At 67.6% G+C, this 22228-nt stretch carries 18 protein-coding genes and 2 tRNA genes; 7 read left to right on the forward strand and 13 right to left on the reverse strand.

Annotation, left to right across the window (positions count from 1 at the left end; all coding sequences use genetic code 11):
• Positions 1 to 23 precede the first annotated feature (23 nt).
• The 6 genes from EV192_RS23975 to EV192_RS24000 all read right to left on the reverse strand — a co-directional run bounded on the left by EV192_RS23975 (position 24) and on the right by EV192_RS24000 (position 8024).
• Positions 24 to 251: a hypothetical protein gene (locus tag EV192_RS23975; protein WP_132119017.1), complete on the reverse strand. Its 228-nt coding sequence runs from the start codon at positions 249 to 251 to the stop codon at positions 24 to 26.
• A 148-nt stretch (positions 252 to 399) separates the two neighbouring features.
• On the reverse strand, positions 400 to 1656 hold the full coding sequence (locus EV192_RS23980) for an AlbA family DNA-binding domain-containing protein (RefSeq protein WP_132119019.1): 1257 nt from the start codon (positions 1654 to 1656) through the stop codon (positions 400 to 402).
• Between the two features lie 643 nt (positions 1657 to 2299).
• A tRNA-Arg gene (locus tag EV192_RS23985) sits at positions 2300 to 2373 on the reverse strand.
• A gap of 51 nt (positions 2374 to 2424) precedes the next feature.
• On the reverse strand, positions 2425 to 4107 hold the full coding sequence (locus tag EV192_RS23990) for a site-specific integrase (protein ID WP_132119021.1): 1683 nt from the start codon (positions 4105 to 4107) through the stop codon (positions 2425 to 2427).
• 517 nt (positions 4108 to 4624) lie between these two features.
• Positions 4625 to 4697: transfer RNA gene (locus EV192_RS23995), tRNA-Arg, on the reverse strand.
• 114 nt (positions 4698 to 4811) lie between these two features.
• Positions 4812 to 8024 carry a penicillin acylase family protein gene (locus EV192_RS24000; protein ID WP_132119023.1) on the reverse strand — a complete coding sequence of 1071 codons (3213 nt, stop codon included), beginning with the start codon at positions 8022 to 8024 and terminating at the stop codon, positions 4812 to 4814.
• Between the two features lie 225 nt (positions 8025 to 8249).
• On the opposite strand from EV192_RS24000, the gene EV192_RS24005 reads away from it, so the two are divergent.
• Complete coding sequence (locus EV192_RS24005) at positions 8250 to 8897, forward strand: response regulator (RefSeq protein WP_132119025.1); 648 nt, start codon at positions 8250 to 8252, stop codon at positions 8895 to 8897.
• On the opposite strand, the gene EV192_RS24010 is transcribed toward EV192_RS24005, so the two are convergent.
• From EV192_RS24010 to EV192_RS24020, 3 genes are all read right to left on the reverse strand, one after another.
• Positions 8873 to 10354, reverse strand: a complete 1482-nt coding sequence (locus EV192_RS24010; RefSeq protein ID WP_132119027.1) for a GGDEF domain-containing protein — start codon at positions 10352 to 10354, stop codon at positions 8873 to 8875. The two genes, EV192_RS24005 and EV192_RS24010, sit on opposite strands and share 25 nt — an antisense overlap.
• Positions 10355 to 10533: 179 nt before the next feature.
• Positions 10534 to 11181 carry a histidine phosphatase family protein gene (locus tag EV192_RS24015; RefSeq protein ID WP_132119029.1) on the reverse strand — a complete coding sequence of 216 codons (648 nt, stop codon included), beginning with the start codon at positions 11179 to 11181 and terminating at the stop codon, positions 10534 to 10536.
• A 15-nt stretch (positions 11182 to 11196) separates the two neighbouring features.
• Positions 11197 to 12168, reverse strand: coding sequence for an SGNH/GDSL hydrolase family protein (locus EV192_RS24020; RefSeq protein WP_424923375.1), 972 nt, complete (start codon positions 12166 to 12168; stop codon positions 11197 to 11199).
• Positions 12169 to 12242: 74 nt separating this feature from the next.
• Between EV192_RS24020 and EV192_RS24025 the strand changes: the two genes are divergently transcribed.
• From EV192_RS24025 to EV192_RS24045, 5 genes are all read left to right on the forward strand, one after another.
• On the forward strand, positions 12243 to 12854 hold the full coding sequence (locus EV192_RS24025) for a trimeric intracellular cation channel family protein (protein WP_132119031.1): 612 nt from the start codon (positions 12243 to 12245) through the stop codon (positions 12852 to 12854).
• 48 nt (positions 12855 to 12902) lie between these two features.
• Positions 12903 to 13598, forward strand: a complete 696-nt coding sequence (locus EV192_RS24030; protein WP_132119033.1) for a response regulator transcription factor — start codon at positions 12903 to 12905, stop codon at positions 13596 to 13598.
• Complete coding sequence (locus EV192_RS24035; RefSeq protein ID WP_243727033.1) at positions 13595 to 14986, forward strand: HAMP domain-containing sensor histidine kinase; 1392 nt, start codon at positions 13595 to 13597, stop codon at positions 14984 to 14986. Before EV192_RS24030 ends, EV192_RS24035 begins: the two co-directional genes overlap by 4 nt.
• A gap of 86 nt (positions 14987 to 15072) precedes the next feature.
• The gene (locus EV192_RS24040) at positions 15073 to 16026 is read left to right on the forward strand and encodes an ATP-binding cassette domain-containing protein (protein ID WP_132119035.1); all 954 of its coding nucleotides are present in this window, start codon (positions 15073 to 15075) and stop codon (positions 16024 to 16026) included.
• A 268-nt stretch (positions 16027 to 16294) separates the two neighbouring features.
• On the forward strand, positions 16295 to 17098 hold the full coding sequence (locus EV192_RS24045; RefSeq protein WP_132119037.1) for an ABC transporter permease: 804 nt from the start codon (positions 16295 to 16297) through the stop codon (positions 17096 to 17098).
• Positions 17099 to 17114: 16 nt separating this feature from the next.
• Here the strand turns inward: EV192_RS24045 and EV192_RS24050 are convergent, their stop codons facing one another.
• The 3 genes from EV192_RS24050 to EV192_RS24060 are packed head-to-tail and all read right to left on the reverse strand — an operon-like array spanning position 17115 to position 19933.
• The gene (locus tag EV192_RS24050; protein WP_132119039.1) at positions 17115 to 18326 is read right to left on the reverse strand and encodes an aminopeptidase; all 1212 of its coding nucleotides are present in this window, start codon (positions 18324 to 18326) and stop codon (positions 17115 to 17117) included.
• A 3-nt stretch (positions 18327 to 18329) separates the two neighbouring features.
• Complete coding sequence (locus tag EV192_RS24055; protein ID WP_132119041.1) at positions 18330 to 19442, reverse strand: MFS transporter; 1113 nt, start codon at positions 19440 to 19442, stop codon at positions 18330 to 18332.
• On the reverse strand, positions 19439 to 19933 hold the full coding sequence (locus tag EV192_RS24060; protein ID WP_207926206.1) for a helix-turn-helix domain-containing protein: 495 nt from the start codon (positions 19931 to 19933) through the stop codon (positions 19439 to 19441). The genes EV192_RS24055 and EV192_RS24060 overlap by 4 nt, the downstream gene beginning before the upstream one ends.
• A gap of 101 nt (positions 19934 to 20034) precedes the next feature.
• Here EV192_RS24060 and EV192_RS24065 point away from each other — a divergent pair, with 101 nt between their 5' ends.
• Positions 20035 to 20898 carry a serine hydrolase gene (locus EV192_RS24065; protein ID WP_132119045.1) on the forward strand — a complete coding sequence of 288 codons (864 nt, stop codon included), beginning with the start codon at positions 20035 to 20037 and terminating at the stop codon, positions 20896 to 20898.
• Here the strand turns inward: EV192_RS24065 and EV192_RS24070 are convergent.
• Entirely contained in the window at positions 20893 to 22227 is a 1335-nt protein-coding gene (locus tag EV192_RS24070; protein ID WP_207926207.1) for a glycoside hydrolase family 36 protein, read from the reverse strand. The genes EV192_RS24065 and EV192_RS24070 overlap by 6 nt on opposite strands.
• Position 22228: the final 1 nt, after the last annotated feature.

The following is a 22228-nucleotide window of genomic DNA, read 5'->3' on the forward strand; positions in this document are numbered from 1 at the left end:
AGGGGCAGCGGCCCAGGGCCTTGTCACGCCGAGGGGCGGGTGGGTGGCCAGCTGCGGGGATTGGCCAGCGTGGAGTCGGTGATCAGGTACAGGGCCGCGGGGCCGTACTGCGAGTCGACATAAGCGCAAGCGCCGCCGGTGGGCCGCAGTCCCATCTCCTCAAGTTGGGATTGGGTGCGGAGAAAGCCAGGCGCTTGGTTTGCGTGGTAGCAGGGCAGGCCATGCGGAGTCCAGTCGTACGGCACACTCATCCGACGACCATAGCGACGTACACCCGGGTCGCGGATCCACCAAGAGCGTGCTGATGTTGTTGTCTGCCAACGTCTAACTGTCGACCTGCTGACCTGAGCCGAGACCCCCGATGCTCCGCATCCCTTCCGGCGGCGTCAGGTCATGCTTTCACCATTGCAGGTCCTGCCCCGGGTATCCGAACTGGGACACCACGTCGGTCGCGATCGCCCGGGCGATCGCGCGCATTTGATCGACGACGTCGGTTCTCGGGGCGACAGTGACCGCTGGTATGAATCGGCGGACGTCTCTGGTCCAGAAGGGCTGGGTAAAGTTACCTCCGTGTCGGTCGGGCGCGATCAAGGCGAAGGGGGACTCGTCAGATCGCAGCAGGTCCACGCGTAGCAACGTATGCCCGGTGAATCCACTCGCTTCAGCGGTGGACTGGACAAGCGCTACGAGGTCGACGGCGAACCCGGTGACCATGTAGTCAGGCACGCAGCACTTGCCCTTGATGGAATCGCGGTACCAGCCGTCGAGTCGCGTGGCCAGGACGGTGCTCCCGTCGTGGTGTAGTTCGATGTGGACCTGATCGCTCAAGCCTTCCGGGGTGCGGTTTGTCTGTGTTGCAGCCACCCATCGGCGAAGTCCCACCCTGGGGTTCAACGCGTTGTTGTCCAGGGCGCGGATGACTTCGGCGCGGCGGTTGCTGGCAGGTGCGATGTTCACGCCGAGTTGCAATGCGTGTTGCAGTGTGGCGACTGTAGCGTCGCGGTCTGGCGCTGGTGTGGTCGACGGGACGGGGACGCTGGGATGTGCCGCACCGACCAGCCAGCAGCCGCTGTGCACGTCGACCTGATCGGCGACATGGTCGATCAACTCGGCCAGGCGGGTTTCCTGGGAGGCTTGCCGGGCGAAGCGTTCCCGGTAGGCGCGGTCGAGGTCGAATTCGCGCATCCAGAACGTCTGCGTGCCGACCCGGTACGGGAAGCCAAGGGTGTTGTCCTTGCCGATGCCGTGTGGTGCGTCCGGGCTTTCCGGCACGCTGATCACCAGGAAACCCTGGCTGGCCGATCCTGGTTGGGGTAGGGCGAGGAATTCCACACCGCTGACCATGGGGTTGATGCGGGTGCTGAGCCACGCCCGGATCCGGCGCTGTTCGCCTTCGGCCAGGCTCACTGGCATCGCTGTGGCCGCGCGGCCGGTCGAGCGCTCCTCGGCCACCCCGTACACCAGCAGACCGCCTCGGCTGTTAGCGAACGCGGCGACGTCTTTGGCTGTTTCATCGCCGTCGGTGGACAGTTCCCGCTTCCAGTCCAGGCGTTCGTCTTCCGCTACTTTGTCGTCGATCGCCTTCAGTACCAGGTCATAGTCAAGCGTGCCGGTCACCCCGAGGGCGGCGTGGATGCTGGAGAAGCGGACGGTCATGCGGGCCAGCCTACGATCAGCCACCAGCCAATATCGGGCCGCGCCCGTGGCCGGGTGCACTCCGGTTCACTACATGTGGCGTGCGACCTTTGAGGGCTGAGATCAGTAGGGCAGCGGTGAGCGCGGGGGCGAGGACCAGCTCGGGATAACGTCGAGCTGGACGTCAGAGCTGCCGCCAGGCGCAGGTTGCGAGCAGGACCCGGCCGGTGTCGCGGCTGTAGTGGCCCTCCGCAGTCGTGTCAGCTCCCTCCAGGCCGCTCGACCGCGCATTCGACGCCGGCCAGGGATGAGACCAGCGCATCAGAGAGCTGATCTTGATCGGCTTCGGTGAACATGTGCAGACAGTGCATCCAACTGTCACGACTGTGTCCCTGACCGTCGGCCGCTTGTGAGCGGGCGCTGGTGCCGGTGGGCAGGCGCATAACGTGAGCAACGCTCCGCCACCTTGGAGCCATCACCGTTCCTTACGCCTTCCGACAGGACTCTGGTCCCCATGATCCGCCCCGTTGGGCCACTCCTTGTCTCGCACGCGCTGGTCCGCCGCCTGCGGGCTCGGTAGCTCAGGGGGATGGCGGAAAGACACCTTCACTGACTGAGGTACGAACACAACGGCTCAAAACCGGTGTTTACGCTGGTCAGAGCTAGCCCCCAGTCAGGAATCGAACCTGCGGCCTTGAGATTAGAAGTCCTACGCTCTGTCCAACTGAGCTATGGAGGTGTGACGTTCCGTGAACCAGTGATGGACGGTCTGCTTCCCCGGCCGGCACATCAGCGCCCCGTGCCGCACCTGTTTCTGGTGTGTCCTTTGTGGGTGTGGCCGGCGATGTGGCGTGGTGGCCGGTGTCGGGGCGGTGTGTGGCGGGGGAGTGGTTGGCGGGCGGGTAGTTGGGTGGGTACGCGGGTTGGTACGAGTTGGGGGATGGGTGCTGGTGATGGTGTGGTGGGTGGGTTGTTGGTGATGGTGGTGGGGTGTCCTGGTGTGGTGTGGACGAGGTTTTCGTGGGCGAGTTGGGTGATGGCGCGGTGGATGGTGCTGGGGGCGACGTGGTAGTGGGTGGCGAGGGTGTGGAGGTTGGGTAGGTGGGTTGTGGGTGGGTAGGTGTGGTTGGTGATGGCGGTGCGTAGGTCGTTGGCGATGGCCTGATGCGGGCTGGTGGAGGTGGGTGTGGGTGTGGGTGGTTGGGGTGTGACGGTGAGACGCAGTGGGAGGCGGTTGGTGAGGAGGGTGCTGGCGCGTTGGTCGGCTTCGTTGATCCAGGCGGTGTAGGAGTTGAGGGTCATGGCGCTGTCGGAGTGGCCGAGTCGGCTGGCGACGGTGCGGAGGTCGACGCCGGCGAGGATGAGTTCGGTGGCGTGGTAGTGGCGGAGTTTGTGCAGTGTGGTGTGGATTCCCAGCCGGGTGGTGTGTCGGCGGAAGAGTTGGCTGAGGGTGTTTGGTGCGATGCAGGTTGATCCGTCGGGTGTGTGTGAGAACAGGAAGGCGTTGGGGGCGCTGGTGATCCTGCGGGCGGCGGCTTGGTGGCGGCGGTGGTTGAGGTAGGCGGCGAGGAGGTTGGTGGTGTCGGGGTCGAGGACGATGTGGCGGTGTTGGTGCAGTTTGGTGTCTTTCTCGATGAGGTTGGGGCCGTCGTGGGCGATGCTGGTGTGGATGTGCAGGACGCGACGGTGGGGGTCGAAGTCGTTCCAGCGTAGGGCGCACAGTTCGCCGCGGCGGGCGCCGGTGGTGATGGCGGTCCAGGCCAGGACGCCGAGGAGTGGGTCGGGTTCGGCCCAGAAGTGGGTGAGGACGCGGGCGACGTCGGCGGGGTGGGGTGGTCGTGGGTGGGGTCGTGGTTTGGCGGGTGGTTTGGCCAAGGTGGTGGGGCTGGTGGTGATCCATCCCCAGCGTTGGGCGGATCGGTAGGCGCCGCTGATGAGGTAGTGGACCTTGCGGATGCTCGCGGCGGACAGTGGCCGGCATTCGTGTCCTGGGCCGATATGTTTGTGCTGCTCGAGTGTGGTGGCGCGTGGGGATAGTGGGGTGCAGTGGGCGCGGCAGCGGGCGAGGGTGGCGTAGAGCGCGTCGAGTGTTTCGGCGGTGATCGTGTGGATGCAGAGGTGGCCGATCAACGGTGCGATGTGGGTGCGGTGCGATCCTTGGTAACCGGCTTTGGTGGTGACCGCGACGGGCAGCTTGGCGATGTGTTCGTTGATCAGTTCAGTGAGGGTGGCGGTGGTCTGGAGCTGGTGTTGCTGGTCGATGCGGTCGATGAATTGCTGGAGAACGCGCTGTGCCTGGTGTTCGGCGGTGGGGCCGGCGGGGATGGTGTCGGTCAGGTAGTGGGGTTTGTGGGTGATGGGGTCGGTTCCGGAGTAGATGCGTACGCGTAGTGATCCGCTGGGCAGGGTGCCGATGTGGCCGCGGCGACGGGACCTATGGGCACGTTTGCGGGGACGGGTGGTTGATTTCATGGCGCATTTCCATTCCGATTGCGCGCGAATCACCCGAGTACGTGATGGGTTGGTGACATCGACCGCTCGTGTCACGGGCACCCGCGCGGCGTCTACTGTGGACTTAACGCTGCGGGTGACGGTGGTCGTGGCGGCTGGTGTTCGAGGTGTGACGACATCTCTTGGACGTCGCGTGACACGGTGCCTCGCCGCCGCTCATGGGCAGGCGCGGCGAGCGTCCGCGCTGGTAGATGGCTTGCGAGAGGAGCGTGACTGGTTGTTCGAGTGCGCTCGGCCTCGTGTCACGCCGTGCTGTGACTGGGCCGGCTCCCGGACGTGGCCTGGCCGAGCTGTTTTGCCAGCTCCGGAACTGTGTCCACGCCATCCTTCGACGGGCTGGACACGTGCGGTCGGTCAGCATGTCCCTCGTATGCGGGCGGCTGGCGTAATCGCTCCAGACCGCACTTACACCACATCTCATGTCACACGACCCTTTTCAAGATCGCTGACAGACGCCATACTGCCTGGTCAGACTAGGTGCCCCCGGCAGGAATCGAACCTGCGACACACGGTTTAGGAAACCGTTGCTCTATCCCCTGAGCTACGAGGGCGTCGGGTCAGATCATACGGGGTCGGTCGGTCCGGAGGGCGGCAACCTCGGGTAACGGGTCGCGGTGGGCTGGGTGCCGCCGGCCCAGCGCGGGGCCGGCGGCACAGGCAGGGGATCAGTAGGAGTAGGTCTCGAACTCGTACAGGGAGTAGCCGTAGCGGGTGCCGCGCTGGGTTCCGGTCATTCGGACGTAACGGGCGGATGTTGTCGGGAAGGTGACTGTGTTGGTTCCGCCGGTGGCGGTGGTGGTGGCGTAGGCCTGTTGCCAGGTTGTGCCGTCGGTGGAGACGTCGATGTGGTAGCCGGTGGCGTAGGCGGTTTCCCAGGTCAGCACTACGCGGGCGACTGGGCGGGCGGTGCCGAGGTCGACTGTGATCGACTGGTTGTCCGACCAGTCGCTGGCCCAGCGGGTTGTGGGGTTTCCGTCGACCGCGTTGGCGGCTGGGTAGGAGACGAAGATGTTGTGTTCGTAGCTGGTCGCTGTCGCTGTTCGGCCGGATGACAGGTTCGCTGTCGATTGGCCTCGGCGGGCTGGGTATTCCACGACCTGCTGGAATGTCGGGCGGTTCTGCCAGGTGATCTTGTCCTGGGTGATGCCGCCAAGGGGTGACTGGATGATCGAGTCCGCGCACCACTGGTCGCCCGCGGCGCAGTTCCCGTCACCTGGGTACACCTGGTTGGCGGGGGCGGCCGCGGCTTGGGCCAATGTCGTCAGCAGTGCCTGGCGGCAGCCGGCGAGGGTTCCGCCGCCGCAGAACTTCGAGCCCAACGCACCGGAAACCTGGTCGCCGAGCACCGACTTGATGTCCTTGCGCACGTAGCCCCACCAGCCGGACTGGAACGACGACCCCTTGTGGGGCTGGCCGACGTGGAAGTCCGGGGTGCCGTTCTGGAAACCCGAGGGGGACTCGTTGATCTCCAGGTTGTTCGTCAGGGCGTTGTACACCGTGTCGCCGAGGCCGGGTTGGAACTCGGCTTTCACCAGCAACGGCCACCAGGCGTCGAGGGTCCTGATCGCGTCCGCGTCGGCGTAGGTGTGGCTGCTCTGCGCGGTTTCCTTGCGCAAGCCGCCGTGCGACAGCCATGTTTGCAACGACGCCACGGCCGTGGCCTGCGCTGGGTCGGTCACTGGTTGGCTGTTGATGACCCGAAGCAGGTCAGGCAGATTGCGTTCGGCGCGCAGGTCCGCGAGGGCCGCGTCCGCCATTGCCTGCGTCAGGTTTACGCGGGTGACCTTGGTGCCACTGGTCAGCAGCTTCTTCACCCGCGCGTCCAACAGGTCGACTCTGTGCACCGCGCTCTTGTCGTAGCCGGGCGCCGCGTAGTCACGTGCCTGCGCGTTGTTCCAGCTGACGAAGTAGTCCTGGTTGATCGCCTGCGGGTGCTGGGCGAACGGGGTGTACTGGGCGCTGTTGGAGGTGGGGTCCCAGCCGTTCCACTCGTTGGCCGGGTCCGCCTTGATCGGCATGTTCGGGTCCACAGTCGCCTTGCGCGACGGGTTGGCGCCCGAGTTGAAGTACGCCGTGTCCCGTGAGTCCACATAGAACCAGTTGAACGTGTAGTTCACGTCCATGGCCGCGCGCTGGAAGTCCTGCGCGGAATGGATGAGGTCCGGGTCGTTGAACTCCTGGAACCCGATGATCGAGTCGATCTCGTGCTTGTACGTCGACCGCAGGCTCGCGTAGGCGACCGGTTTCCCGCCGACCGTCGCCCGCGAGATGATCGGCCCGTAGGCGGTCTTGAAACTCACCAGGCGGTACGAGCCCGCCGCGGTCCCGTCCGCGACTGTCGGTTTCCAACTGTTCTTACGCTCCAGTGTCTGGATCGGCACACATTGGCCATGCAGCATGTAGAACGCGGAGTCCTTCGTCACCGGCTTGCCGGTGGGGTCGCACAGGTCGACGGCGAATGTGTCGATGATGTCCTGTGCGGACGTGGTCGCGCTCCATGAGTAGTCCTGACCACGGCCGAGCAGCACGTAGAAGCTGATCCCGGCGAACGAAGCGCCGCGGGCGCTGATCCCGGGGCCTTGAAGTTCTTGTAGGACAAGCAGTTGCGGCGCGAAGTAGCCGGTCTGCGGACCGAACACGGCCACCGGGTGCCCACTGGCCGTGTACTGGCCGGACACGACTAGGGCGTTGGACATGCCGTGCTTGTCGCTCACCAGGTCACCGGGCAGCACGCCGTTGTCGAACATGCCCTGCGCGGCTTCCTGGCCGGCGGGAGCCGCGACCTTCACCGGTGCCGCGGACGGGTTCGCCGCCGAGCCGGTCTGGTCGAACACGAGCTGCTGCGGAGTCACCGAACCCTTGTCCGGCATGGCCACGCCGGACGGGTTGGCGGGCGCCTGGCCGTACGGGAAGCTCTGGCCGTTGTGCAAAGTCAGCGTGGTCTCCGGGTCGTTCTGCGCCCGGAACGCCTGCCATTGCCGTTCACCCTCGGCCATGCCGTAGCGCTCCTGGAACGCCATGCGCGTGATCGCGGACTCGACTTCCCCGCCGCCACCGCCGCCGAACTGCGCGCCCACGACAGAGGCGAGGACCACCAGGTCAGGCAAGGTGAACGGCTCGATCGAACCGGCGTTGGTGATCGCGTCGACGTGTCCGGTGAGGACGTACTCACCCGGGAAGTACCGGCCGTTGTACGACTGGGTGACATACGCGTTCACACCGTCCAAATACGACTTCGCGTCGGCCAACGCCTGTGCGCCGCGCGGGCTGGCCGCCGCCGCCCGGTCGATCTGGGCCTGCAACTCCTGCTCGTCGTACGGCGCGGACCGGAAGAAGTCCTGTTCGAGCTGGCGGTTCGCGGGTGCGCCACCGGCGAACGGGGTCAACTGGCCGCGGCCGACCCGGCGGAACAGGTCCATCAGCCACAATCTGTCCTGCGCGGTGGCGTATCCGGCGCCGAACTCGGTGCCTGAGCGGGTGGTGCCGGTGATGTGGGGAACACCCAACTTCTTGTCGCGCACGATGGTCACGTCAGCGCGCGGCCTGATGGTGCTCTCCACCTGGTCCGACGGCACGCCGAAAGAGGAGTCGTTGTAGAACTGGCCGATCTTGTCGGTGGTCAGGCCGGAATAGCCGGCCGGCAGGCTGTCGTACTTGCCCAGTTGGTCGGCGGCGTGTGCCGGCCGGGTGCCGAACACCTTGTGCGCCAGGATGTCGGCCAATGTCGCGTTGCCGTTCTGGCCCGGCGGCAGGATGTCGTTGCACTGGCCCAGGCAGTAGTCGTTGGTGACGGGGGCGGCCAGCGCCGGAGCGGCCGCGACGAGGCCGGCGGTGGCCGTCGCCACGGCGGTTAGTGCGGCGAGTAAGCGTCCGCGCATTGCAGGGCTCCTCTCAGGGAGGTGACGAAGAGCACGTTACCGCCAAGTAACGTCATTGCGAAAGAGTCTCATGTTTAACGGTGTGCAACGGGCTCCGCCCCCTGAGTAGACAAATGTGACCCGTTGGTGGTTGACGATCAGCCCATTGGGTGAGAAAAAGGGCCATTGGACTCCGTCCGCCCTGGCCGTACCACGGGACGGAACCCAAACAGGGAGGCGCCAAAGGTGATCAAGGTGATGCTGGCCGACGACGAGGACCTCGTTCGTTCCGGCCTTCGAACCATCCTGACAAGCGCGGGGGACATCGAGGTGGTCGCCGAGTGCGACGACGGCCTGCACGTGGCCGACCTCGCCAGACAGCACCGGCCGCACGTGGTCATGCTGGACATCCGGATGCGCTCGGCGGACGGCCTGTTCGCGCTGCGTCGGCTGCGTGCCCTGCCTGAACCCCCCAAGGTCGCCATGCTGACCACGTTCGACGTGGACGAGTACGTCACCGAGGCCCTGCGCATCGGCGCCAGCGGGTTCCTGCTCAAGGACACCGAACCCGCTGTGCTCGTGCGTGCGGTCCGTGACCTCGCCGCCGGCGGCGCCGTGCTCGACCCGGGAGTCGCGGCGCGGGTGCTCTCGTCGGTCGCGGACGGTGAACGCGCCGCGGAACCCGCGCGGCGGTTGCTCGCGTCGCTTTCGGAGCGTGAACGGGAGGTCGTCGGCCTGATCGGCCAGGGCCTGTCGAACGCCGAGATCGGCAGCGCACTGCACCTGTCCGAAGCCACCGTGAAGGGCTACGTCTCCGCCGTGCTCGGCAAGATCGGCGCGGTGAACCGGGTACAGGCGGCGCTGGTCGCCTACCGGGGCGGGCTCATCGCCTGATCGAGGTCGGGCCATTCGACACGGTTCCGGCCGTTGCGTTTGGCCAGGTACAACGCGGTGTCCGCGGCGGCGAACAGATGCTCGAGGCTGCCGCGGCCACTGGCCACACCGATGCTGACGGTGGGCCGGCGGGCCGCGCCGAGGCGGGAACGCCAGTCGTGCCCGTCGACCGCCGCGCGGATCCGTTCGGCCACCACCGGCCCGAGCTGCCCGTCCCCGACGAGCAGGATGATGAACTCGTCGCCAGCCCACCGGGCCACCAGGTCGTTGGCCCGGCACTCGCCGCGCAGCAACTCGGCGATCTCCCGCAGCGCGCTGTCCCCGACGGCGTGTCCGGCGTCGTCGTTGATCTCCTTGAACCAGTCCACGTCGATGAGCACGAGCCACGGTGTGAGCCCGGCGGTCCCCGCGTTGGCCAACACCTTCGGCGCCGTGTGTTCGAGCCCCAGACGGTTCGTCAGGCCGGTCAACGGGTCCCGTACGGCCGCCTCCTGCGCCGCGGTCGCGAGCCGTTGCGCCTGAATCGCCAAACGGCGTTGCTCAAGCGCCTGACGAAGACCTTCCTGCATCATCGACATGGCCGTTTGCCGCGCGCTCACGTTACGGCGCAACGCCGTCGCCTCACCCGCGTAGTCGTCCAACGCCGCGCAGATATCCGCCAGATCCGTCGAGAACCTGGTCAGCAGGGAGATGTCGTTGATCATCTCGGCCTGTCGGACCGCGTTGGCCGCGAATGTCCGGGCCTCCACCAGCGCGTCCTGGCGGCGGCGGACGCTGGACAGCACCCAGTTACCCACCGCTGTCGTCCACCTGTCGCCCGCGGCCAGGCCGGCCTCCAGCGTCTGCAGCGCGACCTTCTCGCCCGCGTCGATCTCGCCGCACCCGACGAGCGCGGCACCGTACGCCCCCAACAACCCCAGCCGTACCGACTCATGGGTACGCAGGGTGAGTCCCTCGGCGAGGAGTTCCCGGGACTCGGCGAACATCGGACCCGCGGCCGCCGCCGAGCCGTTGACCGCCTCGAAGTTGATCGTGCCGCCCAGCCGCTGCAACGCGACCGCCAGTTCGGCCTCGTCGCCGGACTCCCGCGCGGCCTGTACGGCCGCTCGCAGCAACGTCATCGCCGCCTGGTGATGCCCGATGCCGGTCAGCAGGTACCCCAGGAGGCTCATGGCCATCACGGCGCGTGCACCCGCCGGGTGCTCGCTGTCGATGTCCGTCCAGCCCTCGGCGGCCAGTTCCAGGGCGAGCGGGATCCGCCGCAGCCGCCACGCGGTCACCGCCCGGCCGGTCAGGATCGCCGCCCGGGACCATTGGTCCAGGTCGACGGGCAGTGTGTTCAGCGACTCGTCGAACCGCGTGCCGGCGTCCGCGGACCGGTCGGTGTTCAGCAGCTCGCGGATCTCCCGGTCGGCCCGGATTATCTCGCCGGCTCTGTCCTGCTCGTCCTGGTCCAACCCGACCTCAGCAACTACTCAGCCCCTCGGAGCGCCCCGACTGGCAAGGTTACCCGCGTGCGAACGTCGACTGGCCGATGGCGGACCAATGCGTTGATCTATAACTCTTTCGGGCTAATCATGTGACCTGATCACGGTTTCAGTGTGATCCACAGTGGACGGCCGGTCACGTGCGCGGATCAGCCCTGGGCGGTGCCGTCCGGGGACGGTCGCCACTGTGCGAACGGGCGGTCCAATGTCCACGTGTTCCCGGTGAGACTCAACGTTCTTGTCTCGCATTGTCCCGGATTGGACAGTGACTCGAACAGGTCCACGCTCCAGGAGAAGACCCGGCGGCACAGCAGGCGCATCGTCAACCCGTGCGTGACAAGCAGAACGGTGTCCGGATGCGCACTGTCCGAACGCATAGTGTCACGCAACTCCGCGATGAACGCGGCCACGCGGTCGTCCACATCGGCGCCTGACTCGCCATGGGCGAGCCGGTAGAAGAAATGTCCGAACTCGTGCCGTTTGAGCTTCTGAATCTCCTGTTCGACCGGATCCTGCAGATTGCCCCAGTCCTGTTCACGCAGCCGGGGCTCGGCGACCTTGCGCTCCACCAGGTCGTCGAGCCCCAGCAGGTCGAACGTGCGTTGAGTTCGGACATACGGGCTCACGTACACCGCGACCGGCTCCGGACCGAGCAGCTCGCGCACCCGGGGACCCGCGGCGCGCGACTGCTCCTCGCCAAGGACGGTCAACGGCAGGGCGTGGTCGGGAATCCGGCAGTACGCCAGCTCGTCGACGTTTCCCAGGCTCTCCGCGTGCCGCAGCAGAATGATCCGCACCGGTTCATCGTGCCGTCACCCGTGATAGCCCGCCCTAGTGAGGAGGGTCACGGCAGCCTTGCCACCCACCACCGAGGCGGGCACCGACCGTGGCACGGCGCGGCTGCCCGAGCCCGTCCGGACACCCAGGGCCTTGCCGACCTGGTTGGCCATGCCGACCATGCCGGACTTGAACGGGTGGTAGGCGATGGCCGCGAACAGGTTCGTGTCCTTGCCCTGGATCCACGCGTTCCGGCCGGCACACGCGTCGTGACCCAGTGACGCCGGGTACATGTCGACGAACGTCGTGGCGCCGTCGTTGGCCGCGGCCTTGGCGAGCGCCGTGTTCAGCGCCACCTCGACCCCGTCCAGCCACTTCAGGTCACCGTCGGCGAACGGCAGCACGTCGGGACACGTGCCGGACGCCGGGGCGATCCTGGGGTAGCCGACCAGCACGACCTTCGCGTTCGGCGACCGCTGGTGCACGCCGGCCAACACCGCCTGGACCCGGTCACCGGTCATGGCGACCTTCGCCTTCATGGTGTCCACGCCGTTGACCGTGAAATGGGCCTGGCAGGGCGTCCCGGTCGGGTCGGACGCCCGCAGGTCGGGGCACGTGCTGGTCAGGTCGCCGACCACGCCGAAGTCGTTGCCGCCGATGCCGACAGTCACCAGGTCGGTGTCCGCCCGCAGGTAGCTGAACTGTGCCCGGTGCGTGCCGATCGGGATCGGCGGCACCTGGGCCTGCGTCATGTTCGTGGTGTCCGCGCCGCCGCAGCTGCCGTCGGTGTACGAACGGAGACCCAGGTTGTCGGCGAGCAGCGCCGGGTAGTTGTTGGTCGACGTGAAGCAGGTCAGCCGGTCCAGCCGAGGCCACGGAATGCCGGGACCGGAGGTGTAGGAGTCGCCGAGCGCGACGTATCTCTCGTACTGCGGGGCGGCCGTGGCTACCGCGGTTCCGGTCAGGAACAGGACAAGGACGGCCATGATCACGCGCAGTGTGTTCACCGTCACACTCCAACACCGGCGTGGGTGATTGTCCAGGTCAGTCCCCCGATCAGAGCTATTTAGACTGACCACTCATGCTGCTCGTGGTGCTCGACTTGGTGGGTATCGCCGTGTTCGCGGCGTCCGGCGCGCTGGGTGGGGTACGGGCGCGGTTGGACACCTTCGGGGTGGTCGTGCTGGGGATGACGACCGCGTTGGGCGGCGGGATCATCCGGGACGTGCTGCTCGGCGTCCATCCGCCGGCCACGCTGCGCGACTGGCGCTACCTGCTCGTGCCGATCGTGACCTCGCTCGTGGTGTTCTGGTTCCACCCGCAGGTTGCGAAGTTGCGTAGGGCGGTGTTGCTGGCCGACGCCGTGGGGCTCGGACTGTTCACCGTCTCGGGCACGGCGACCGCGCTGGCCCATGGCGTTCCTACGTACACGGCGTGCCTGATCGGTATGACCGCCGGTATCGGCGGCGGCGCTCTACGCGACGTGCTGTTGCGTGAGATCCCCATGGTCCTGCGCAAGGAGATCTACGCGCTCGCCGCGTTGGCCGGCGCGGGGGTCGTGGTGCTGGGCGCGCAGCTGGGATGGCCGGACAATCCGGTCGCGGTCGTGGCCGCGGCGATCACCGTGACGATCCGGTTGGTCGCGCTGTGGCGTCGCTGGAACGCGCCGGTCGCGCGAGGTGTGAGCGGTTGATTGGGCGTTTCTCAGGCGCATCTCAGACCGAAAGGGAACACTGCCCTTATGCGCATTCTGGTAGTGGACGACGACAGGGCCGTTCGCGAGTCCCTCCGCCGGTCGCTGCAGTTCAACGGTTACCAGGTGGAGGTCGCCAGCGACGGCCAACAGGCGCTCGACACGATCGTCGGCAGCCGGCCGGACGCGATGGTGCTCGACGTGATGATGCCGCGGCTGGACGGGCTCCAGGTGTGCCGGCAGCTCCGCAGCACCGGCGACGACCTGCCGATCCTCGTGCTGACCGCGCGGGACCTGGTGTCCGATCGGGTGGCCGGTCTGGACGCCGGTGCCGACGACTACCTGCCCAAGCCGTTCGCCCTGGAGGAGCTGCTGGCCCGGCTGCGGGCCCTGCTGCGGCGAACCGCGGCCGAGAAGGCGGCCGTGGACAAGGCCGAGCCGATGCTGAAGTTCGCCGATCTGGAGCTCGACCCGGGCACCCGGGACGTGCGCCGTGGCGACCGTTCGATCAGCCTGACCCGGACCGAGTTCTCCCTGCTGGAGCTGTTGCTGACGCACCCGAAGCAGGTGCTGACCCGCAGCCGCATCCTGGAGGAGGTCTGGGGCTACGACTTCCCGACCTCCGGCAACGCCCTTGAGGTGTACGTCGGCTACCTGCGACGCAAGACCGAGGCGGCGGGTGAGCCGCGGTTGATCCACACTGTGCGCGGCGTCGGGTACGTGTTGCGGGAGACCCCGCCGTGATCCTTGCGCCTCAGCACGAACCCAGGCGCCAACGGATTTCGCTTCGAACACGAGTATCGCTGCTGGCCGCGATGTGTGTGGCCGGGACGGTCGCGCTCGTCTCGTTGGGCGCCTACATGACCGTGTCGAACAACCTGTACAACGGCCTGAACCAGAACCTCAAGGACCGCGCGGCGGCCGCGTTGAGCGCGACCGGCGCCGCGTCGAACAACATCCCGCTGCCGGCGCTCGCGGCGGGGTTGAGTGACATCAGGTTCGCGCTGATCGACGAGGACGGCAAGTACTACATCGAGGTGGGCCGGCCGTCGATCACCGCGCAGGAGCGGAGCGTCGCGGCGGGCAAGAAGTTCGACGGTTTCCGGGACGACGGCCCCACGGGCAGCCGCATCTACGCGGTCCACGTCCAACTGAGCACAGGGTCGTCCGGCGCCCTGGTGCTGTCGCTGCCGTTGCAGCCCACCAAGGCACTGTTGTCGCAGCTGGCGCTCGTGCTGGTGCTGATCAGTGCCGCTGGCGTTGTCGTGGCCGCGCTGGCAGGGACGGCCGTGGCGCGCACCGGGCTGATCCCGGTGGAACGGCTGACCCGCGCGACCGCCCGCGTCGCCAGGACCGGTGACCTGCGGCCGATCCCGGTCACCGGCGACGACGAGCTGGCCGGCCTGACCCAGAACTTCAACGTCATGCTCGCCGCGGTCTCGGAAGCCCGCGACCGGCAGCGGAACCTGGTCGCGGACGCCGGGCACGAGCTGCGGACGCCGCTGACCTCCTTGCGTACCAACCTCGAACTGATGATGGCGTCCGAGGCGCCGGGCGCGCCGAACCTGTCCGATCAGGACAAGGCCGAGATCCAGGGTGACCTGCGGGCCCAGTTGGACGAGCTGACCCAGCTGATCGGCGACCTGGTCGAACTGGCCCGCGAGGAGGCGGCGCACGCGGTCTGGGAGCCGGTCGAGATGGTCGAGGTGGTCGAGCAGGCGCTGGACCGGGCGCGTCGACGCGCCGGGGACATCCAGTTCGACGTGTCGCTGCAGCCGTGGCGGCTGATCGGGGACGCGCCCGCGCTGGAACGCGCCGTGCTGAACCTGCTGGACAACGCGGTCAAGTTCAGCCCGTCCGGGAGCACGGTCCAGGTCCGGCTGGGTTCGGCCGGCGACGGGTTCGCCGTGCTGGAGGTCGCCGACCAGGGGCCGGGGATCGCCCCGGAGGACCTGCCGCGGGTGTTCGACCGGTTCTACCGGTCCCAGGAGGCCCGGACGCTGCCCGGATCCGGCCTTGGGCTGGCGATCGTGCAGCAGGCGGCGCTGCGGCACGGCGGCGAGGTGTGGGCCGGTCGCGCGCCGGCGGGCGGGGCGCTGTTCACCCTGCGTCTGCCCGGGATGCCCGGCTGACACCGGGCCCGACGTTTCGGGCAAATCGAAATTGTCGGTGGTTGGGTGCAGTATGTCCGCAGGAGAGCGACTCCTGGGGAGACGAAATGGCACAAGCGATAGTCGCGGAGGGACTGGTCAAGCGATATGGCCAGGTCACCGCCCTGAACGGCCTCGATCTGGTGGTCGAGGAAGGCACTGTGATGGCCTTGCTCGGCCCGAACGGCGCCGGCAAGACGACGGCGGTCCGGGTCTTCACCACGTTGCTGCCACCGGACGGCGGCAAGGCGACCGTGGCCGGGCTGGACGTGGTCCGGGACGCGCGACGGCTGAGAACGTCCATCGGCGTGTCCGGGCAGTACGCCGCGGTGGACGAGTACCTGACCGGGTTCGAGAACCTGGACATGGTCGGCCGGCTCTACCACCTCGGTGCCAAGCGCAGCCGCGAGCGGGCCAGGGAGCTGCTGCGGCAGTTCGACCTGGTCGAAGCCGGCGACCGGCCGGTGAAGGGGTACTCCGGCGGGATGCGCCGCCGCCTCGACCTGGCCGGCGCGCTGGTGGGCAACGCCCCGGTGCTGTTCCTGGACGAGCCGACCACCGGGCTGGACCCACGGGCCCGGTTCGGGCTGTGGGACGTGGTCGAAGGGCTGGTCGCGAGCGGAACCACGCTCCTGCTGACAACGCAGTACATGGAGGAGGCCGAGCGGCTGGCGGACCTGATCGCGGTGATCGACCACGGCCACGTGATCGCCCTGGGCACCGCCGACGAACTGAAGGACCAGGTGGGTGGCGAGCGGCTCGAACTGGTCCTGAGTGACGTGGCGGACCTGGAGACGGCCAAGTCGGCGCTCGGCCGGGTCGCGGTTGGTGAGATCCAGTTGGACCCGGGCTCCCGCCGGGTGATCGTGCCGGTCAGCGGTGGGTCGGCGGCGCTGGTCGACGCGTTGACCCGGCTGTCGGAGGAGTCGGTGAAGGTGCTCGACGTCGGGTTGCGCCGGCCCACCCTGGACGACGTCTTCCTGGCGCTGACCGGGCATGAGGCCGAGGAGGGGGACAAGTGACGAGAGTCGAGGGCTTTCTACCGGCTTGGTGGGACGTGAGGACCCCGGCGGCGACTGCGGGCCGACTACGCCGGCAGGCCATGGGTTTCTCGGTTCGTTCCGCGGAACTCCGTGATGTAGGGGTCTTTATGGCCTGCCGCCGCAGCCAGCTCAAGGCCGCCGCACCCCATGTCCAATCGAACCTCCGTCGTCGGTTCATGCCCGTGCTACCTGCTGGACTTGGCTCCGCTTCCCACGTTCCGGCTGTGTCTACTGTGGATGGTGTGCGATGAGTTCGGTGGCCGTGGCGTTGAGCGACGGGATGACCATTGCCCGGCGCAACCTCATCAAGATCAAACGGGTTCCCGACCTGCTGGTGTTCACCACGTTGTCGCCGATCATGTTCGTGCTGCTGTTCGCGTACGTCTTCGGCAGCTCGATCTCCGTTCCCGGGGTGTCCTACCGCGAGTTCCTGATCGCCGGGATCTTCGTGCAGACCGCCGTGTTCGGTGCCTCGTGGACCGGGGCCGGCCTGGCCGAGGACATCCAGAAAGGGATCATCGACCGGTTCCGGACGCTGCCGATGGCCCGGTCGGCGGTGCTCGTCGGACGGACCACGAGTGACGTCGCGATCAACATGATCAGCTTGGTGGTCATGTCGCTCACCGGCCTGGTCGTGGGGTGGCGGATCCACTCGTCGTTCGGCGAAGCGGCGCTCGGGTTCGCGTTGCTGCTGCTGTTCGCGTACGCGTTGTCGTGGATGATGGCGGTCGTGGGGCTGTGGATCCGCAGTCCGGAGCTGTTCAACAACGCCAGCTTCATCGTGATCTTCCCGCTGACGTTCATCGCGAACACGTTCGTGCCGTCGTCGAACCTGCCCACGCCGCTCAAGGAGATCGCGGAGTGGAACCCGATCTCCGCGATCACCCAGGCGTTGAGAGAGCTGTTCGGCAACACCAACCCGTTGTTACCGGCGCCGGACGCGTGGCCCCTGCGGCACTCGGTGCTGATGAGCCTGGTCTGGACGGCGATCTTCCTGCTGATCTTCGTGCCGTTGGCGATCAGGCGTTACCGCAAGGCGGTGAGTCGCTAGTGTGCCGCGCGGCACACTAGAGCCGCCACTGGTCATCACGCAGGATGTCCACTCGGCCGCCGTCGCGGTGGATGCCGGTGACCGTGACCTCGGGGCCGCCGACCATGAAGTCGGTGTGCACCGCGGAGGAATTCAGCCCAACCGCGTCGAGTTCGGCCGCGGTGAGTTCCGAGGCGCCGGCAACGGCCGGCTTGATGCCGAATCCCCAGGCGAGATGGCAGGTCGCGTTCTCGTCGAGCAGTGTTTCCAGGAAGGTGATGCCAGACTGACCGATCCGCGACGAACCGTCCACCAGTGCGACCTCGCCGAGTTGCGCGGCGCCCCAGTCGGTTGCCAGCTGACCGCGCACGGCGTCGGCGCCAGTGGTGGCGCGCACGTCGCGGACCCGGCCGTCGACGAAGGTCAACTGAAGATCGCGGACCACGGTGCTGCCCAACGCCAGTGGGCGGGTGGAGCGGACTGTTCCGTCGACCCGGCGGTAGTCGGGTGCGGTGAACACCTCCTCGGAGGGCAGGTTCGGCACGAAGAACCGGCCGTCCGTGGCGTGGTGGCCCACGACCTGCCAGTTCGCTTGTGGGATAAGGCCGATGGTCAGGTCGGTGCCCGGTCCGGCGAAGTGCACGGCGTCGAACGCCAACTCGTCGAGCCGGGTCGCTCGGGCGGCGAGTTCGTCGAGACGTGCCCGCCACGCGGCCGCCGGATCGGGCTCGTCCAGCCGCAGGAAGTGCTTGAGGTGCCGCCACAGTCTCGGCATGTCCGGTTCGCCGAACACCCGCTGCGCCCAGGCCGCGCTCGGGTAGGCGACGATCGTCCAGCACACCAGGTTGTCGGCCTGTAGGCGGTACCGCGACACGAGGCCGGGCATCCGGTCGAGTCCGGCACGGTCCGGATCCACATCGGACAGCAGGTCCGGCTCGGCCTCGCCGCGGATGTTGATCAGCACGCCGCGCCGCTCGCCGAGCTCCTGGTTGCGGTGGTCGAGCCACGCGGGCACTTCCGCCAGGGTCGCGGGTTCGGCGTGCCGCGTCCTGGACTGTTTGGCGTGCGGGTCGAAGTACCAGATGTCCACGTACCTCGCGCCGCGGGCGTACGCGCCTTCCGCCAGCGCGCGGGCCAGAGGGGCGTGTTCGATCTCGGCGTTGATCAGCACCAGATCGTCGTCGCCTACCGGCACGCCAACAGTCAGTACGAGGTCGACGTAGGCGATCAGGTCAGAGTCAGAGATCATCGTTCACTCCTTTACCGGTGGGCCAGGCCCGACGACGGACGCCAGCAGGACCGCGGCGGCGGTTGAGATCACCGCGGCGGTCGCGAAGCCGAACCACAGGCCGAACAATTGGTTGACCGCGCCCAGACTCAGCGCGGAGGTCAGGTAGCCGACGTCGAAGAACGCCGTCACCGTGGCCAACACAGAACCTCGTTGTGAGGCAGGCACTGCGTTGATCGCGGTGGTGAGAAACGCCGGCAGGCCAAGGGCTTGGCCGACAGCGAGCAAGGTCGTGCCGCTGACCAGTCCGGGTGGTCGCGGCCACACCACCAGGACGAGCAGTCCTACGGCGGTGAAGACAAGCGAGACGACCCCGGTTCGGCGTGCGCTGAACCGCTCGGTCACTCGATGCCCCAGCACGCGTACACCGAGCAGAACCGCGCCGTAGACGAGGTATTCGACCTGGGCGTCGCGCCCACCGAGTTCAGCCACGTAAAGGGGGATGAACGTGTTGAAGGTGGTGTAGCCCCACACGCTCGCGGCGTAGGCGATGCCTGGCAGCAATCCCGCGCGATGTACCAACGGGACCTTGTCCGCACGGGAGTGGTTGGTGGCTGGCAAGGTGAAGGCGCAGCCCGCTGCGGCGAGCGCGGCGAGGGATGCTGCGATCCAGACCGCCGGAAAACCCCAGTTGGCCCGCAGAACCTCGCCGATCGGAGCGCCAAGCAGCAGTCCGGCGTATACGGCGACGGAGAACCACGTGACTCGCGTCGGCGCACCGTGGTCTTCCGACACGGCCGCTGCAGCGAAGCCGACATAGACGAGCGCTTCGCCGACACCGGCCACCACTCGGCAAACCAGCAGCGCGGGCATCGAGTCGGCAGCGAGCAAACCGAGTGTGGCGATCGCGAGCGTGATCGCGCCTGCGGCAGCGGCGCTTCGAGGCGTGCGCCGATCGACTACGCGTCCGGCGAAGGGGCGCGCCAGGATCGCTGCCACGCTCGGCAAAGCCGCGGCGAGCCCGACCATGCCGAAACTCTGGCCCAGGGGACCGGTGACGTATCGCGGAAGTGTCGGCACCAGCAAACCTATGGACAAGAAGCAGGTGCCGGCCCCAATGAGGACGGTCGACTTCATGTGAGTTCGTACAGAAACGCCGTCAGGCTGACGTGGACACTGCCCTCGGCCCGCGGCGGACCTGCTTTGTCGTGGGCCAGCCGGATCGCGTCGTCGACGAGCGAAACCACCTGCTCCCAGGTTTCCTGCGGCAGCCACACCTCGGCGTCCGCGCTGTGCCGCTGCCGGCTCATCGCCGCCTGCCGGCGACGCAGGTCGGTGAGGGTGGCTTCCAGCAACAGTTGCCGGCTGTCGCCGGAACTGTCGAGGCGGGCCGTGCTGGCCGGGTCGTAGGTGTATCGCCGCTGGGGTTGGCCGCGACCGGGGTTGTCGACGTGGTCGTCCACCCGCCGCAGGAATCCGGCGGCCACCAGCTGGCGCAGGTGATAACTCGCCGAGGCGTGCGCGATGCCCAACTCGTCGGCCACCTCGGTGGCCGACATCGCGGCGCCGGTCACCAGCGACACGATCCGGATCCGCAGCGGGTTGGCCAGTGCCCGAAGCGGAACCACGGACTCATTATCCCAAGACATCTTGGGATAATAGCAAGGCCGTCAGGGAACCAACAGGTTGTTCTCACACGATTCCCAGGGACCGTCCATAACGTGGAAATGTGTCCGGGTTCGGTCGAAGAGCGCTGGTCAGTGGCCTGGTTGTGGCCGCGGTCGTGCTCGCGGCGCCGACTCTCGCGACGTCGGTTACCCCGGCCGACCTCGCGGTGGAGGTGTTGGCGCCGCCGCCGATCCCGGTCACTCCAGGCCCCGCGCCCGAGTACGCGCACAACATGGTGGCGGCCGCGATGAACGCGGTCCCGGACGGCATGACGGTCGGGACGGCCGTGCTCGACCTGACAACGGGTGACCTGGAGACCGACGGTGTCGACCAGTTCTACTCGGCCTCGCTGTCCAAACTCATGCTGGTCGTGGACATGCTGGACCGAAATGTCGACTTGTCCACATCAGACGATCAACTCGTCGCCCGCGCCCTGAGCGTGAGCGACGACAACGCCATGAACGCGTTATGGGAGAAGTTCGACGGCCCGGACGCCATGACCAGGGTCGCCGACTCCCTCAACCTGCCGGACACGGCCACGCCGGACGACGCCAGCCAATGGGGCGAGACCGAGGTGTCCCCGGCCGGTTTCGCCCGGCTGTACCAACACATCCTGACCGAGATGGACCCGGACGACCGGGACCGGATCGTGGGCGACCTCAGTGCCGCCCAACCCACCGCCGCGGACGGCTTCCACCAGTTCTTCGGCCTCCTCGGCCAGCCCGTGGCCGACTACGCCAAACAAGGCTGGATGTACTACGGCAGCAAGCTCTACCTGCACAGCGCCGGCGTCGTCCACGACAACACCGGCGACTACGTCGTCGTCCTGATGTCCGTTCAGCCGGTGACGGCCGTGGCCACCGCCGAAGCGAAGGTCAACACCGTGGCCTCGGCCATGCTCGACGTCCTCGCCGGCGACTCATGATTCGACGAAGTACCGCGGAACCTGTTCGGACAGCAGGCGGCGGGTGGTCTCCAGACCCCATTCGTCCAGCTGGTCAAGGCCGTCGGAGGAACCGCGCAGGCCGCCGAACTGCGACACGTGGGCGGCCCAGTGTTCACGGCGTTCGACGTCCGGGCGGGCGACGAGGCAGTCGGGGTCGTTGATCCAGAAACGGCCGTGCTGGAAGGCCCGGGAGATGCCGTTGAGGGTCGCGCCCCACTGGCCGGGCATGGAGATGTCACCGTCCGCCGGCATGTAGGCCGGCGCGATGTCCGGGCTGACGCGCATCGCGTCCACCAGGCCGATCGACGGCAGTTGAGGCGCTCCGCAGCCGAGCAGGTAGGCGTCCGGGCCGATCGCGTCCCGGATCAGGGCCAGCGCCTCGCGGTAGGCGGTGATCGGGTCGACTTCGGCGTACCGGCGGCCGAACAGCGCGCCCGCGTAGACGAAGTCGATCTTGTGGAAGTCGATGCCCCAGTCGCGGAACGTCCGGTAGACGCCGGCCAGGTACTCGGCGGCGTCCGGGTGTGTGGTGTCCAGTGTGTACAGATCCTGGTTCCAGTTGTGGCCGGCGCTGACCGGTGAGCCGTCGTAGTTGCGCACCAGCCATTCCGGGTGGTCGGCGGCGACCGCGGAGCGTGCGCCGACCAGGAACGGGGCCGTCCAGATGCCGGCCCGGTGGTCCGAGTCGCGGATCCGGGCGAACAGGCCGGGCACGTCGGCGAAGTCCGGGGACGGCACCAGCCAGTCGCCGATCTCCACCTGGTAGCCGTCGTCCACCTGGACCACGTCGATCGGTAACGAGTCCATCAGCGCCAAATTGTCATCCACATTGGACTCGGTGACCTTGGTGAAGTACTGGTACCACGAGCACCAGATGGTCGGTGCCGGCCGGGGCGCGGCCAGTCCCAGCCCGGCGGCCACGTCGTCGGCCCAGCGGGCCAACGCGCCCTGCACCCCGCCAGGGCCGGCGTCGGTCCGGTCGGTGACCTCGCCGCTCGCGGACACCACCGCCCGGGAGTCCACAATGGATACGTCGATGGCGGGCACCGAGGCGGTCGGGTCGGCCGAGGCGATCACGTGCACCGGCCCGCCGTCGCCCGGGTCGACCACCACCAGGCCTTCGCCGCGGTAGACGTCGGGCGCCGGCAGTGACTCCGCCCGCCACGCGCCGATCCGCCGGATGTCGTTGGCCGGCCGGTACGGCAGCGTCCCGGGGGAGTACGACGTGGACGGCGACCACGACTGCCAACCCTGCTCGTGCACCAGGGCGCGGGACGGGTCGATGGGTATCTCGGTGACCGGCCGCACA

It is taken from the genome of Actinocrispum wychmicini (assembly GCF_004345645.1).
In the GTDB taxonomy this organism is placed as follows: domain Bacteria; phylum Actinomycetota; class Actinomycetes; order Mycobacteriales; family Pseudonocardiaceae; genus Kibdelosporangium; species Kibdelosporangium wychmicini.

Excerpts from the sequence above, each read along its gene's own strand:
- EV192_RS23975 (WP_132119017.1), bottom strand. The coding sequence starts at position 251 with ATGAGTGTGCCGTACGACTGGACTCCGCATGGCCTGCCCTGCTACCAC.
- EV192_RS23980 (WP_132119019.1), bottom strand. The coding sequence starts at position 1,656 with ATGACCGTCCGCTTCTCCAGCATCCACGCCGCCCTCGGGGTGACCGGC.
- EV192_RS23990 (WP_132119021.1), bottom strand. The coding sequence starts at position 4,107 with ATGAAATCAACCACCCGTCCCCGCAAACGTGCCCATAGGTCCCGTCGC.
- EV192_RS24000 (WP_132119023.1), bottom strand. The coding sequence starts at position 8,024 with ATGCGCGGACGCTTACTCGCCGCACTAACCGCCGTGGCGACGGCCACC.
- EV192_RS24025 (WP_132119031.1), top strand. The coding sequence starts at position 12,243 with ATGCTGCTCGTGGTGCTCGACTTGGTGGGTATCGCCGTGTTCGCGGCG.
- EV192_RS24030 (WP_132119033.1), top strand. The coding sequence starts at position 12,903 with ATGCGCATTCTGGTAGTGGACGACGACAGGGCCGTTCGCGAGTCCCTC.
- EV192_RS24040 (WP_132119035.1), top strand. The coding sequence starts at position 15,073 with ATGGCACAAGCGATAGTCGCGGAGGGACTGGTCAAGCGATATGGCCAG.
- EV192_RS24045 (WP_132119037.1), top strand. The coding sequence starts at position 16,295 with ATGAGTTCGGTGGCCGTGGCGTTGAGCGACGGGATGACCATTGCCCGG.
- EV192_RS24050 (WP_132119039.1), bottom strand. The coding sequence starts at position 18,326 with ATGATCTCTGACTCTGACCTGATCGCCTACGTCGACCTCGTACTGACT.
- EV192_RS24055 (WP_132119041.1), bottom strand. The coding sequence starts at position 19,442 with ATGAAGTCGACCGTCCTCATTGGGGCCGGCACCTGCTTCTTGTCCATA.